Here is a 14,132-nt window from a genome sequence, read left to right on the forward strand (position 1 = left end):
TTAATAATGTGAACTCACTCGCATTGAGCTATAGATCACAAAAAAATGTACTAAACATGTAAGCTTATTAACCGATAGCCTTATTGAATATGCGTGTATAAAGCGCAAAAACAATAAGGAAAGTGATTCATGGCTATGTCGGTTAGAAACAAGCTATACGCCAGTTTTGGTGCCATTTTAACAATCATGTTAGTGATGATAGGGATTATTATATTTGAAGTATTGAACTCGCATGAGGTCGCGGATGAAGTTAGGACAGACGATGTTCCAGAGACTGTTCAATACCTAATATTGATTGATGAAGCTGGCGACGTGTACCGAGACGCATTAGGCTCGATTGTCAATGTCCCAGGCGCTCACCAGGATTATAAAGCGAACTTGGAACAGTTTTCAGATGCAATTGAACAAGTAAAAACGTTGGAAACTGTGGGTGGAGAGGATTATCGTAACGTTGAGCGTGTAGAACGTTATATGGCGACATTTACTGAAGGTTTTGAATCACAAATATTGACGAACCTTGGATTGGATAATGTTGAGGATAATATTGTCCGTCTTCGTACTTTATACAATACGAACTTGGCTCCGTTGGAGCTCATTCTTGATGAGGCCTCGACAGAGGGACAAGAAAGCACAAGTACAGCGTTATTGAACTTATCCGATTCATTCAACAGTATTGAATTGACGATCACAGTGCTTGGGACTATTGCCTTTTTATCGACTGCGATTATTGCCTATTTGTTGTCTAATTCAATTACTCACCGTTTAAGTAAATTGGATGAATTTGCACAGCACGTTGCTGATGGAGACTTAACCACTGCTCAGATTGAAGATAAATCAGGCGATGAACTGACAAACCTTGCGAACTCATTAAATAAAATGCAAGCGTCTTTGGTGACGCTGATTGGTTCTATTTCTGGCGTATCAAATGAGGTGAAATCAGTAACAGGTGAATTATCATCTGTGAGTAAAGACATTGTCTCTGGAGCGCGAGAGCAATCTGATAAAGCGAATCTAATTGCGACAGCAGCAGAAGAACTCAGCTTGACCATCTCCCAAGTTGCCGAGCAGGGAGCGGCGACCTTTGAAGAAGCTCGAAAGTCTGAGGCCACAGCAGAACAAGGCCGTGGTGTTATTGTTGATATGGTAGAAAGCATCCAGCAAGTTTCACAACAAATGACAGACATGTCAGTCCAAATGAACAATCTCGGTTCACACGGTGAAAAAATTGGCGCTGTGATCAAGGTGATTGAAGACATCGCGGGACAAACTAACTTATTGGCACTAAATGCTGCCATCGAAGCGGCTCGAGCTGGTGAATTTGGTCGAGGGTTTGCAGTGGTCGCCGATGAGGTTCGTGCCCTTGCAGAACGCACGACAAAAGCAACGCAAGAAGTTGGTGAGATCATTCAAGCGATCCAAGTCGGCACCCAAGAAGCCGTGACTTACACTGAAGATGGCTGTCGTCTGGTAGAAATCGGTGTGAGCCAAAGTTCTGGCGCAGTAGATTCTCTTGAAGAAATTGTCTCGGGAGCGGCGAATGTTCAAAGTATGGTGAACTCAATTGCTACCGCTGCCGAAGAACAGACGGCAGTAACAAGAGAGATTGCGACGGACATTACGTCGATCAGCGATATTTCTGTACGTTCATTAGAGCTTGCAAATGACAGCTCGCAAAGTGTGAATAGTCTAAACCAAAAAGTTCAGCAGCTAGAAGCGTTGGTAGGTAAGTTTAAGCTCGCCTAATTACTGAGAAAAGGTATACTTCTGGCTCCAAACGTGGAGCCAGTTTTTTATGTTCGACATTCTTCATACCCATCCCGATTTTCTGATCATCAATAAGCATCCCAATGTTTCCGTGCACAAAGATGACGGTGACACCATGCTACTACAAGAAGTGGCTAAACAGAGTGGTGATGAGCAGTTATACCTTATTCACCGTCTCGACAAGATGACTTCTGGTATTTTACTTTTGGGGCGCAATGCTCAAGCAGCAAGTGCGTTATCTCAAGCGTTTGCCGATCGCCAAGTTGAAAAGTTCTATATGGCGATAGGCTCAAAAAAACCAAAGAAAAAGCAAGGGTTGGTCATGGGAGATATGGAGCGTTCGCGTCGTTCTTCTTGGAAGCTCGTCAATAGCAAACAAAACCCAGCCGTGACGCAATTTTTCTCGCTTGCGGCAGAACCTGGTGAGCGACTTTTTTTGTGTAAACCCTATACGGGGAAAACACACCAAATTCGTGTCGCCCTGAAGTCAGTGGGTTCTGGGATTGTCGGGGACCCAATTTATAATGCTGGCAGTGAATCTGACCGTGGATATTTGCACGCATTTTCACTTTGTTTCCCGTACCAAAACGAGATACATCGATTTGTCTGTGACCCGAGAGAGCATTCAGCGCTTGGCAGTAAATGGCACAATGAAATTGTATCGCATGGTATTGATTCGTGGTTATCGCCATGGGAACTCAATTGGCCTACCATCAAATAGACAACGGAAAGAAAGGTCGCAATCCGACTATCCAAGCACCGCTACTAAGAACACCAAATAAGAGAATTCGATGCAAGCATCACAACTACCGCTGTTTTTTCAGCATTTAGAGTCTGAACTCGTTCAGGCACCCAACGAAGTCCGTCGATTGTTTCATGGCCGTGGCCGTCACTTTGAGGGGTTAGAGCAAATTACTTGTGATTGGTTACAAGGGCAGCTGATCATCAATTTGTTCAAAGAAGTGGATGAAACATTTTTATCAGAGCTGAAACAAGGCGCGATCGCGTTATCTGAATCTAAATTGTGGTCTGAAAAGCAGGGGCGTACGATCGTTATTCAGCACCGCTATGCAGATGGCGCGCCATCAGAAGTGCTTGTGGGGGAGTTAGATGCTCGACCTATCGTAGAAGAGAGTGGTTTAAAATATCAGTTAGATATCGGACGTAATCAAAACTTCGGCTTGTTTTTAGATATGCGCTATGGACGTGATTGGGTTCGTGAAAATGCCAAGCATAAAAATGTCCTTAACTTGTTTGCGTACACATGTGGATTCTCCGTAGCGGCTATCGCTGGTGGCGCAGACAAGGTCGTCAACGTGGATATGGCAAGAGCGTCTCTCGCAAAAGGGCGCGAAAACCATAAGCTAAATGACCACAATATTAATCAAATTAGCTTCTTGGGGCATGATATCTTCAAGTCGTGGGGAAAAATCAAAAAAGCGGGTCAGTATGATTTGATTGTGATTGATCCACCGTCTTTCCAAAAAGGTAGCTTTGCTTTGACCAAAGATTACAAGAAGATTCTTCGTCGTCTTGCGGAACTGCTCGCGCCAGGTGGTCAGGTATTGGCATGTGTGAACTCACCATCGGTTACCAGTGAATTCTTAATTGAAAGTATGAAAGAGGAAGCTCCTCAACTGACATTTCGTGAGCGTCTAGCTAACCCACCTGAATTTATGGATGTGGATAGTGAAGCCGCACTAAAAGTGTTGTTGTTTAGCTAGAACGAAAGTCTTCATATCGCGTGGTATCGAGTAAAAGCGCCCATGTTGAACCTATTCAATCATTGGCGCTTTTATCGTTTTATGAGCTCTAGTTAATTCTCAAATTTAGTTAATTATCAACTTTTGCTCATTGTCAGCCAATCTGCACTTCAAGATCAGACTCGATCGTAGATGAACAAGCAAGTACATACCCTTGTTCGATTTCTTCAGGTGTCAGTGTCTCATAACTGGTAGATGACACACTTCCTTTACTGACTTTACATTTGCATGAGCCACAGATGCCACTGCGGCAGGCAATGATGAGTGGTAAGCCTGCGTTTTCTAGCGCATCCGCCAATACTTCACCCTGATGGGCATCAAGGGTTTTCGCGAAGTCTGGGACAAAGATCTGCGCGCTTTCGTTAGAAATATCAGCCTCTTTAGTGTCTGTTGGCGTGAAGCTTTCTTGATAAAAGTTCGCCATTTCAAAATCAAGGTCGCTTAAATAACGATGAACATCCAACATAAACTGACTCGGCCCACACAGGTAAACCGTGCGCTCGTGAAAGTCAGGTACTAACTCTTGCAACCAATCTGCATTCAGACGCCCTTCTGGATACAACGTTTCGCCACGATTTTTAAGCAGCAATTTCAAGTTAAAATCAGGATAGACAGAGTGGTAAGTCTCAAGTAAGTCGAAGTAGATAGTCTCTTGTGGAGAGCGTGCAATATGCAAAAATTCGATATCGACGCTTTGCTCATTGCTCAGCCATTGTTTTGCCATCGCAAACACAGGGGTAATACCACAACCAGCGCTTATCAGGAGTGCTTTTTGCTTGCCATTGTGTATTCTTGGAGGGTGGTCGATACAGTTAAATTCTCCTGCTGGGGGTAGCGCTTGAACCGTATCGCCAATCAGTAATTTGTCGATGATGTAGTTAGAAACTTTGCCACCGTCGACGCGTTTTATCGTCAATTGAAGACAATCCTCGCCAGACAGTGAGCTCAATGAATAAGCGCGAAACTCCATTTTCCCATCGATTTCGATACCAAGGCTAATGAACTGGCCTGCTTTAAACTCAAATAGCATTGATTCTGATAATTCGGCCAATTTTACGCTTACTGTATCGTTGGCCTCATGATACTTATCAATGCAGCGTAGCGTGACAGGTTGTGTGCCTTGCCATTCAAAAAACATAATAATCTCTTTGGTGTTGGGTATTTCTACATCTTTCAAATACAACCGCCCTCCAATAGTGGAAGGCGGTGAGTGGGCATTCGATTAGGCTGCTAGGATCGCTTTTAAATCATCTTGAACGTTGCCAATACTGCGCATATCGAACTTCTCTTGGATAATGGCAATCAAGTTAGGCGTTAGGAAAGCTGGCGCAGTAGGACCGGTGTAGATGCCTTTTACACCTAGAGCAAACAGCGTTAGCAGAATCACTATCGCTTTTTGTTCGAACCAAGAAAGAACCAATGTCAGTGGTAGTTCGTTGATGTCACAGTCGAACTCTTTTGCAAGAGCGAGAGCTAACTGGATTGCTGAGTACGCGTCGTTACATTGGCCTACATCTAATAAACGAGGAATGCCGTTGATATCGCCAAATGTATTTTTATTGAAGCGGAACTTACCACACGCAAGCGTTAGGATTAAGGTGTCTTCTGGTGCTTCAGTTGTGAAGTCCGTGTAGTAGCTGCGTTCAGACTTGTCACCATCACAACCACCCACGAGGAAGAAGTGTTTAATGTTGCCTTGTTTCACTTGGTCAATAACAGCAGGAGCGGCATTCATGAGTGCATTGCGACCAAAGCCAACGGTGATATTGTGTTCAATTTCATCGTATTGGAATCCTTCCAGTGCAAGAGCACATTCGATCACTGCACTAAAGTCATCTCCCTCAAGGTGAGCGACACCCGGCCAACCAACGATGCTACGAGTGAACAAACGGTCCGCGTATTGACCCACATTTGGATTCAATAGGCAGTTTGAGGTCATCACGATAGCTCCAGGGAAGTTCGCGAATTCTTTTTGTTGGTTTTGCCAAGCACTGCCGTAGTTACCGACTAGGTGAGAGTACTTCTTAAGTTCTGGATATCCATGTGCTGGTAGCATTTCGCCGTTAGTATAAACGTTGATGCCTTTACCTTCGGTTTGCTGCAGAATTTTCTCTAGGTCATGCAGGTCATGCCCAGAAACAAGGATACACTTGCCTTTTACTGGTTTAACGTTGACTGTTGTCGGCTCTGGGTGACCAAATGTCACAGTTTCACCAAGATCAAGCATCTCCATCACTTTATAGTTCATTAGACCAATACGCATTGAGCAATCAAGCAGTGCACCAAGATCTTCAGGATCGGTGCCTAGCCATGCCATGATCTCATGGTATTCCGCGTAGATATCGTTGTTCGTTTGCTCTAGCACACGCGCGTGTTCCATGTAAGCCGCAGCGCCTTTTAGGCCATAGAGACATAACAGGCGTAGACCAATGACATCTTCGTGTACTTGATCTTTGCCACGGTTAACCGCGACTTGAGGAGCGAATGTTAAGATCTCTTCAATAGAGGTTGGCAGCTCAAAATTGGCGAGCGCAGGGATATTGCCAAGAGACGTGTTTGAAAGCATCGCTGCTGCAGTGACTTCGGTTTTTAGCAATGATTTGTAAGCTTCTGCACGAGAGGTGAGTTCTAGAATGCGTTCAGGATCGAAGTTCACGTTTGTTAATGTAGAGAAGAATGCTCTTGGTGCCCACTGGTTGATTTCATCATTGATGATATTGAATTCAAGTGCGCGTGATGCCCAAAAAGAAACCCCTTGCAGAGTGTAAACCAACACGTCTTGTAAGTCGGATACTTCTGCCGTTTTACCGCACATGCCTTGTGCGAAAGAACAGCCTTTAACTGCTGGGGTTTGAATTGTCTGTTCACATTGAATACAGAACATATGGGGTCTCCAGTGATTGTAGTAATAGTCATTTTATTAATCACAGAAGAGCAGGATGCGTGCCATTTATTATCTTATTGAAAATTAAAGGTTTTATTTCATTTTAAAAGTTGTGTTGATGTAATAAATACAACGCTTATGATGTGTTTATTACATCAACTAATAGTCGAGAGTCTACTATTTAACCCCGAGCTTTTTGCCCATTCGATATAAATTTCCACGATCCATTTGTAAAAACTCAGCTGCTTTTGCCCAAACTCCACCAGACTGGCTTAAAGCATGCTCAATTAAATCACGCTGATAGTGCTCTACCAACTCACGCATTGATTGACTTTCTTTGGGTAGATATTGTGATGTGCTTTTGACATCATCAAAGGTAAGCGAAGCATCAAAATGGTTCAACATGATCGTGCTTGCTCCTTGTTGAATGGCATGCAGCGCAGCTCGTGTTAGCGTGTGTTCAAGTTCTCGAATATTTCCCAACCAAGGTAAGGACTCTAACTGCAGTAATACCTTAGGATGAACATGTAGATTTGGTGCATTAAATTGTTGGCGCACTTTCTCGAGTAAATAGCCCGCTAAAACAGGAATATCGCCCTCACGAGATCGAAGCGAAGGGACGCGAATGGGGAATACATTCAAACGGTGGAACAAGTCCGCACGAAAGGAACCTGACTCAACTTCGTTTTCTAGCTGACGGTTGGTCGCCGCGATAATACGTACGTTGACCATTAAATGCTTATCACTGCCCACGCGTTGTAGCTCACCTTGTTGGATTACACGCAATAGCTTTGCTTGCAAAATCAACGGCAATTCACCTACTTCATCGAGGAAAATTGTCCCGCCATCCGCAAGCTCAAATTTACCAGCACGGTGACTGTTTGCTCCGGTAAACGCACCTTTTACATGGCCAAATAGCTCACTTTCAGCAAGTCCCTCAGGTAGGGCGGCGCAGTTAACATAAATCATAGGCTTATCACAGCGGTGGGATTGAGCATGAACAGAATGTGCTACCAACTCTTTCCCGGTGCCCGTTTCACCAGTAATCAGCACCGCATAGTCAGATTGCGCTACCGTTGCGATGTTATTTCGTAATTGGTTGATTTGCGGACTGAAGCCAATCATTTCTCCGTGCTGTGAACGAGCTTGTTGGATCAACGTCTGAGTGACATTCTTTTGCTTTTGATTTTGTGCTTTGAGAGCTCTGAGTTGTGCGATGTTTCTCAGTGTCGCGGCAGTGAGTGCGGCAAAGGTTTCAATGGCAACAGGGTCGATATTGTTAAACGCACCAATAGCGAGTGCATCCATCGTTAATGCACCAACGAGTTGACCATCCACATATAAACTGAACCCCATGCAATCATGAACATCAATACATTGATCTTCCGCCATGAGAGCGCCGTCAAAAGGATCGGGAAGCGGACAGTCAGAATCGAAACGAACGGGTTCTCGGGTTTGAATGATGGTTTCCAATCTAGGATGGGCTTTGGGGAAGTATCGGCGACCTAGTACCGATTTAGATAAACCTTGTACAGCAACAGGCGTTAGGAATCCGTCTTTATCAAAAATAAACAAGCAACTTGCGTCACAAGGAAATACGGTGGACACGCCATCGATAATCGCTTGATATTGTTGTTCATGGGAGAGGTTAGAGCTCAAGTTTAAGGCGATATTAAGCAAGACTTGATCGATCATTGGAGGCATAACGCTGTACTGTTAGTGAAACCGGCGTTCATATTAACAGGGTGATGTAATTTTTACATCGATAATTTTATAAAGTGTTGTATTAAGGACGACCAGCAATCTCAAAGGCAAAAAATCATGCCAATTCTCAGACTGCTGGTCTCATGAAGTGAAACGTATTAAACATCATTCAGTTTAGGCTTAACGAGGAACCACTCTTGCTGTATCACCACTGACGTTAACTTGCACGGCTTGTCCTGGTTGGAAAATCATATTCGGGTCCGCTTCTTGTACAATGGAGATAATTTTACCGTCTTCTAAGCGAATGGTCAGGTTTACACCGTTACGTTTACCCGCTTTCTCTGCGACCTCGCTACCTGCGTAACCACCAAGCAAGCCACCGCCAATGGCAGCGATGTCTGAGCCTGAACCGCCACCGATTTTTGACCCCAAAATACCCCCAATGGCTGCGCCTGCAATAGTACCAATCGCATTGGTTTGTGTTGATGCGTCAATGGTGACAGGAGCGACTTTATCAATAGTGCCGTAGTAAACCTGTTGAACGGTGCGGGTTTCTTGTGAGCCATAGGCATCACCGTATGGGTTCGGCGAGGTGCACCCGGCAAGTGTTGCAATGGAAAGAAATAGGATGAAATGCAGATTGACGTGCTGTGTCATGTCGCCTCCAAGCATGTTTGCTTAATTGAACAGTGTGTTTTCTGAACAGTATAGAAGCGCTTCGGATATTCTGCTGTGATATTAGGTGTTGACTCCCAAATATCACAGCAGAAATTTCATTGAGTTAGCGACAATTAGGAGGGCTCAAATAGACCCCTGTTTATTGTTTGTTTAAAGCACCTTAAAATGAGGGGCCGGTGGGTTTTTATTGTGTATTCAAAGTATGAAAGCCAGAATAAATACGGGTAAACGTTGTAAACCAGCATGCTGCGCCAAAAATATACGCGATGGTATCGAAATATTGCGGGAGCAAGCAGAACAAGATGAAACAGCCTATGGTCTCCGTTCCCTCCGTTAAACCACTCATGTAGTAGAGCGATTTGTTCTTATACACTGGGTTATCAATACCACGTTTTCCTGCCATGATTGCAAAAGCAAGAAAGCTACTACCTGTGCCGACAAAAGAGAAAATCAAAAAAGCACCAGCAATGGCATTTTGGTCTGGATTTGCCAGGATAAAACCAAAAGGAATCAAAGAGTAAAACAGGAAATCCAAACTGATATCAAGGAAGCCGCCAGCATCAGTAATGCCTTGAATCCGAGCAAGGGCACCATCTAAACCATCACAAATCCGGTTGAGCAGAATGAAAACCATTGCTTGTAAATATTGCTCGCCGATAAGAGCTGGAAACGCCAAACAACCGAGTACAAACCCAAATATTGTTGTTTGATTGGCGGTCACACCACACTTATCGAGTAGCTTTGCACTTTGCGTTAATGGCCAACGGATAACTTTAATGCTGAAACTATCAAGCATGGCATGCCTCCCAAGGCCATGTAAGACAGCGACTACCCTCAGGAATGTCTTCCTCATCGTGCGTTACCATCAACGCGGGGATGTTCGCTTGTTGAAGTTGCTCGACAACCCAGTTTCTAAATTGCACGCGCAAGTCTTTATCTAACTTGCTGTAGGGCTCATCCAACAATGCGACTTTCGGTTTGGCTAATAACATTCGAGTTAATGCAATGCGGGCACGCTGACCACCAGATATTTGGTCTGGAAATGAATCGGCCAGTTTCGTCAGCGAGATGTGTTTTAATGCGAGCATTGCTTGTGCTTTACGTTCCGCTCCTTTCACACTATTTGGTACTGCAAAGGCGAGGTTTTCCCATACCGTTAAGTGCGGGAAGAGCAAATCATCTTGAAACAGAATCCCAACCTGACGTTTGTGAGCAGGTAAGGAATCGAGTTTTTGATGGTTTAGTGTAATAGAGCCTGAATAGTCGAACTCGGTAGATAAGTGCCCGGCTATCGCGTCCAATAATGTGGATTTTCCGCAGCCACTTGGCCCCATCAGGGTAACAATTTCACCTTTCTCTACCGTCATTGTGAATGAAGAGAAGAGCGTGTCGCCATTGGTTTTACGGATGGCGAGGTTTTCGAGACAAAGACTCATTCGGTAGTAAACCTTTAATAGATAACCGGCGATACTTGACGTGTAAACGGCTAAGTAGAATCGCAAATGAAAAGAACAGTAACGGCAACAGAGCTTGCCAAATCGCATAAATTGCGGTGACTCGGCGGTCAAAGCCACTGGAAAGGGCAACCGCTTCGGTGGTGATGGTGCTAATACGGCCGGCCCCCAATACGAGCGTAGGTAAGTACTGCGCTAAGCTGACACTCACGCCCACTGCCCAAGCAAAAGCGATGGCAGGCAGTAGAATCGGCAACTTCACTTTGAACCAAGCTTGCAATGGGGATTTACCTAAACTTAAAGCAACGCGCGTTAACCCATTATCAAAACTGCGCCAAGGACCATCTAGCGATAGATAGACAAATGGGAACGCAAAGAATATATGCGCCCAGCATACCCAGAAAAAATGAGCGTTGCTGTTAAGGTAAAGTGTTGCGACTTGCATGCCAAACAGCACTGACAGTTGTGGGATCAACATGGGCACAGCAATGATATACCCCGGGATCTGCCAGCGATAACGTAATCGGTATTCGTGTGCAATCAGTGCAAGAATAAGAGCAATAGACGCGCAGATAATGGCAATTATCATGCTTTGCTCCAGCGTGCCAAGAATACTCTGCCATTCGTATTCCCAAAAACGCAAGCTATAACGGCTTGGGAGCAAATCAGGGAAACGCCATCGTTGCGCAAAACTCCAAATAGCCATTAATGGCACCATCAAAATGGCGAGTAGGGCAATGACTGAAAACAGCGTTTTTCCTGGTAGAGCAAAACCGCTACGGCCCGAATACTGCCAACGTTTAAAGCCTTTTGTGATACTCCATTCAATTGCACGAGCAAGAGCAATCAAAATGCTGGCGATTGCAAAGAGCACCACGGCACCTGCGGCGGCTCTAGGTAGTAATGAAAGATCTGGATCGTTGAACCATTGCCAAACAAGCACCGCAAACGTTGGAGGATTTGTCGGGCCGATTATCAGTGCGACATCAACAACGGATAAGCTGTAAGCGATGACAGCAAGCATAGGAAAGCGTAGCTTTGCAAACCATTGTGGGAACACGCACTTCCACCAGGCTTGTGCAGAAGTGTAGCCCATGGAATGGCTGACTTTTTCTATTTTTTCAACTTTCAAATGCTGAAGAATAGGGATGCTCATCAGAAGTAGAAAAGGCACTTCTTTAAAAGCAAGCATAACGATAAGGCCAAGCGCATGAGGATCTTTAATCAGCAACGCTAAGTCGTTAACGGTTTGCGCGTTTGGATCATATCCAAACAATTGATTGAGTGCACGTATCCCCATGCCTGTCGGAGCAAATAGGAACGCAAAACCAATCGCGAAAGCCACGTGAGGCATCGCAAGAAGTGGAGAAAGGCTGACTTCAATTTTACGCCAAAATTTGCTGCCCCAAGAAGCTTGTAAAATCGCAAACGTGATCAAGCAAGCCAGATAGCTACTAAAAATAGCAGAATAAAAAGTCAGGCTAATTGACGTCCAAACGCCTTCCCAATCAAAGACAGCATTGAAGCCATCTAGAGAGAAGTGGTTCAAACCGATAGGCGGTACGTAACCGAGCGCAGAAACGACTACCCCGAGTAAACCAGGGATAGTCGGTAAAATACATACTGCGATAATAACTAGATACAGCGCTCTTAACATGTGCTTGTATTAATTCCCGTAGCGTTTCAACCATTCTTTTTCTAGCGCTGCCTGCCAACTTGGGTGAGGCTCTGCGATAGATTTAAATTGTTGTGTATTCTTCGCCGTACCGGTTAAGTACTGGCTGTTTAGCACCGAAGGATCACCCCAGATGTTGATGTCACCTTTGCGAGATTGCGCTTCAGGGCTTAATAAAAAGTTTATCGCAACTTGTGCACCCGCACTTGCATTTGCATTCCATGGAATCGCTAAAAAGTGGATATTCGATAGTGCACCAGCATCCATTGCGTATGCTTTAGTGCTTTCAGCAAGGTTGCCGCTTGATTGTGCAGAAAACACCGCATTTGGGTTGAATGTCACAGCAAGATCAATTTGTCCATCATCCAGCAATTGCACGCTCTCTGCCGTTCCAGCAGGAAATTGTTTACCACCGCGCCATGCCACACGATGGAACTCATCTAAATAGCGCCAAAGTGGTTGCGTGACTTGAGTAAATACCTCTTTTGTCACGGGTTGTTGAAGTTCTGTTGCGTTGTTTGTCACTTCCATCAGTAATGCTTTAATAAAGCTAGTTCCGTGAAACTCAGGTGGACGCGGGTAGGTTAAGCGGTTTGGAAACGCTTTGGCGTAACTCAGCATTTCTGAGAAAGAACGTGGAGGATTATTCAGTGTTTCTTCGTCGTGGATAAACACCAGTTGACCAACACCCCAAGGCGCTTCTAGACCATCTGTTGGTTCTGAGAAGTCCACATCAACCGGTAAGCTTTTATCGACGTACTGCCAGCTTGGTAAATCGTTTACGAAAGGGCCAAACAATAGCTGGTTGTCTTTCATTGATTTGAAGTTTTCACCATTGATCCAAACCATGTCGACACTGCCGCCACTGTTTTTTCCTGCGGCTTTTTCTGCAATGAGACGTGTAGTGGTTTCAGAAATGTCGGTGACTTTTACATGATTAAGCGTCACATTATAACGAGACTTTAGCTCTTTTCCTGCCCATTGGATGTAGCGGTTGATTTCTTGGCTTCCACCCCAAGCGTGGAAGTAAATCGTCTGCCCATCCGCTTGTTGCTCGATTTTTTGCCAACTCTCTACCGCAGATGTGGTGGCAAAAGAAGAAGCGGCAAAAGTGGTGGCTAAAATGCCAATGGTACTAAGTAGCTTTTTCATGCGTAATCCGTATTTTAATCTTTGTAATTATTTTGGAGCTTTGGTTTTCTATGCGTTACGAATCGTTTGTTTTTGGCCATTAACATAGTGAATTAACAGTATAGACGCCCCTTTCCCTCATGGTGGATAGTAATCTATCTGGTTCTATTATCAATTCGAATTTGACAATAGATTTAGGGAATTTCACGCCTTGTGAAGTACTCCCAATCAATGCTCTATTTTAGACTTAAACTTAATCAAAACTGGTGTGAAGTTTAATCAGGGCATTTCCCTTTGGTCGGCATGGAATCTTATCTCTGTGTCAGTTAGGCCATAAAAGAAAAAGAGTGCGTCTCCCGATAAGCCGCACTCTTAACGATTCAATATGGATAGACCGGATTACTTAGCCAATTCTTCCATGTTGATGCCTTTTTTCTTCGCGATGTATTTTGGAATTAGAGACATACCAAACAGAATTAGACCTGCCGCGGCAAACTTAACAAGCAGCATCGCAGAGACACCATTGGTGGCAATGTCACCCGCCATGTATGCAAAGATAAATGCACCTGGTGCCATGGTTAGTAGAGAAACCAAAGCGTAAGTACCAAGGTTTAGGCTTGTTAGACCGTAAGCATAGTTCTGTAGACTGAATGGGAATACAGGAACAAGACGCGTTAGGATCAAGAAGCTGGTACCGTTTGCTGCAACGCCGTCATCGATCTTTTTGAAGATTGGATTATCACCAAATTTTTTCATGATTGTGTTACGTAGTAGGAAACGTGCCACAATGAATGCTACCACTGCACCAAGCGTCGCAGAAAACAGCGCTAATACACCGCCTTTGATAGGACCAAATACGATGCCCGCTACAATGGTGAACGCACTACCCGGTAGTAGGAACACACATGCAAACACGAATGCTGCTACGAATACTGCGTAACCCCACACACCGAAGCTTGCGATCCACTCTTGTAGACTTTTGATATCCGTGATGATTTCAAGAATACCAGTTTGCTTTGCAGCAAATAGCGTCAGTGCGATGACTGCTGCAATTAGACCAAATTTTACGAATTTCATTA

Annotated in this window: 12 protein-coding genes; 3 read left to right on the forward strand and 9 right to left on the reverse strand. The window is 44.5% G+C overall.

The genetic code is table 11. From position 1 onward, the window contains the following. Positions 1–129: 129 nt before the first annotated feature. The 3 genes from KHN78_RS13375 (at position 130) to KHN78_RS13385 (ending at position 3,488) form a co-directional block, all read left to right on the forward strand. Positions 130–1,743 carry a methyl-accepting chemotaxis protein gene (locus tag KHN78_RS13375; RefSeq protein WP_211916395.1) on the forward strand — a complete coding sequence of 538 codons (1,614 nt, stop codon included), beginning with the start codon at positions 130–132 and terminating at the stop codon, positions 1,741–1,743. Positions 1,744–1,792: 49 nt separating this feature from the next. Continuing rightward, positions 1,793–2,485 carry a TIGR01621 family pseudouridine synthase gene (locus tag KHN78_RS13380; RefSeq protein ID WP_211916396.1) on the forward strand — a complete coding sequence of 231 codons (693 nt, stop codon included), beginning with the start codon at positions 1,793–1,795 and terminating at the stop codon, positions 2,483–2,485. 70 nt (positions 2,486–2,555) lie between these two features. Beyond that, positions 2,556–3,488 carry a class I SAM-dependent methyltransferase gene (locus KHN78_RS13385; protein WP_211916397.1) on the forward strand — a complete coding sequence of 311 codons (933 nt, stop codon included), beginning with the start codon at positions 2,556–2,558 and terminating at the stop codon, positions 3,486–3,488. Between the two features lie 133 nt (positions 3,489–3,621). Here KHN78_RS13385 and KHN78_RS13390 read toward each other — a convergent pair whose 3' ends face one another. The 9 genes from KHN78_RS13390 to KHN78_RS13430 all read right to left on the reverse strand — a co-directional run bounded on the left by KHN78_RS13390 (position 3,622) and on the right by KHN78_RS13430 (position 14,130). Continuing rightward, positions 3,622–4,665: a hybrid-cluster NAD(P)-dependent oxidoreductase gene (locus KHN78_RS13390; RefSeq protein WP_211916398.1), complete on the reverse strand. Its 1,044-nt coding sequence runs from the start codon at positions 4,663–4,665 to the stop codon at positions 3,622–3,624. 84 nt (positions 4,666–4,749) lie between these two features. Further along, complete coding sequence (gene hcp / locus KHN78_RS13395; protein ID WP_211916399.1) at positions 4,750–6,411, reverse strand: hydroxylamine reductase; 1,662 nt, start codon at positions 6,409–6,411, stop codon at positions 4,750–4,752. Positions 6,412–6,588: 177 nt separating this feature from the next. Continuing rightward, positions 6,589–8,115 carry a nitric oxide reductase transcriptional regulator NorR gene (gene norR, locus KHN78_RS13400; RefSeq protein WP_211916400.1) on the reverse strand — a complete coding sequence of 509 codons (1,527 nt, stop codon included), beginning with the start codon at positions 8,113–8,115 and terminating at the stop codon, positions 6,589–6,591. Between the two features lie 180 nt (positions 8,116–8,295). Further along, positions 8,296–8,772, reverse strand: coding sequence for a glycine zipper 2TM domain-containing protein (locus tag KHN78_RS13405; RefSeq protein WP_211916401.1), 477 nt, complete (start codon positions 8,770–8,772; stop codon positions 8,296–8,298). A gap of 205 nt (positions 8,773–8,977) precedes the next feature. Then, positions 8,978–9,589 (reverse strand): CDP-alcohol phosphatidyltransferase family protein, encoded by a 612-nt coding sequence (locus tag KHN78_RS13410; RefSeq protein ID WP_211916402.1) that lies wholly within the window; start codon positions 9,587–9,589, stop codon positions 8,978–8,980. Then, complete coding sequence (locus KHN78_RS13415) at positions 9,582–10,229, reverse strand: ATP-binding cassette domain-containing protein (RefSeq protein ID WP_211916403.1); 648 nt, start codon at positions 10,227–10,229, stop codon at positions 9,582–9,584. Before KHN78_RS13415 ends, KHN78_RS13410 begins: the two co-directional genes overlap by 8 nt. Further along, positions 10,195–11,904: an ABC transporter permease gene (locus KHN78_RS13420; RefSeq protein ID WP_211916404.1), complete on the reverse strand. Its 1,710-nt coding sequence runs from the start codon at positions 11,902–11,904 to the stop codon at positions 10,195–10,197. Before KHN78_RS13420 ends, KHN78_RS13415 begins: the two co-directional genes overlap by 35 nt. 9 nt (positions 11,905–11,913) lie before the next feature. Next, the gene (locus tag KHN78_RS13425; RefSeq protein ID WP_211916405.1) at positions 11,914–13,074 is read right to left on the reverse strand and encodes an ABC transporter substrate-binding protein; all 1,161 of its coding nucleotides are present in this window, start codon (positions 13,072–13,074) and stop codon (positions 11,914–11,916) included. Positions 13,075–13,452: 378 nt separating this feature from the next. Next, entirely contained in the window at positions 13,453–14,130 is a 678-nt protein-coding gene (locus KHN78_RS13430) for a TVP38/TMEM64 family protein (RefSeq protein ID WP_211916406.1), read from the reverse strand. Between the last annotated feature and the right edge of the window lie 2 nt (positions 14,131–14,132).

The sequence above is a fragment of the Vibrio sp. B1REV9 genome (assembly GCF_905175395.2).
Classification (GTDB): Bacteria; Pseudomonadota; Gammaproteobacteria; order Enterobacterales; family Vibrionaceae; genus Vibrio; species Vibrio alfacsensis.

Coding starts and splice junctions, on each gene's coding strand:
- KHN78_RS13375 (WP_211916395.1), top strand. CDS start 130: ATGGCTATGTCGGTTAGAAACAAGCTATACGCCAGTTTTGGTGCCATT.
- KHN78_RS13380 (WP_211916396.1), top strand. CDS start 1,793: ATGTTCGACATTCTTCATACCCATCCCGATTTTCTGATCATCAATAAG.
- KHN78_RS13385 (WP_211916397.1), top strand. CDS start 2,556: ATGCAAGCATCACAACTACCGCTGTTTTTTCAGCATTTAGAGTCTGAA.
- KHN78_RS13390 (WP_211916398.1), bottom strand. CDS start 4,665: ATGTTTTTTGAATGGCAAGGCACACAACCTGTCACGCTACGCTGCATT.
- hcp (WP_211916399.1), bottom strand. CDS start 6,411: ATGTTCTGTATTCAATGTGAACAGACAATTCAAACCCCAGCAGTTAAA.
- norR (WP_211916400.1), bottom strand. CDS start 8,115: ATGCCTCCAATGATCGATCAAGTCTTGCTTAATATCGCCTTAAACTTG.
- KHN78_RS13405 (WP_211916401.1), bottom strand. CDS start 8,772: ATGACACAGCACGTCAATCTGCATTTCATCCTATTTCTTTCCATTGCA.
- KHN78_RS13410 (WP_211916402.1), bottom strand. CDS start 9,589: ATGCTTGATAGTTTCAGCATTAAAGTTATCCGTTGGCCATTAACGCAA.
- KHN78_RS13415 (WP_211916403.1), bottom strand. CDS start 10,229: ATGAGTCTTTGTCTCGAAAACCTCGCCATCCGTAAAACCAATGGCGAC.
- KHN78_RS13420 (WP_211916404.1), bottom strand. CDS start 11,904: ATGTTAAGAGCGCTGTATCTAGTTATTATCGCAGTATGTATTTTACCG.
- KHN78_RS13425 (WP_211916405.1), bottom strand. CDS start 13,074: ATGAAAAAGCTACTTAGTACCATTGGCATTTTAGCCACCACTTTTGCC.
- KHN78_RS13430 (WP_211916406.1), bottom strand. CDS start 14,130: ATGAAATTCGTAAAATTTGGTCTAATTGCAGCAGTCATCGCACTGACG.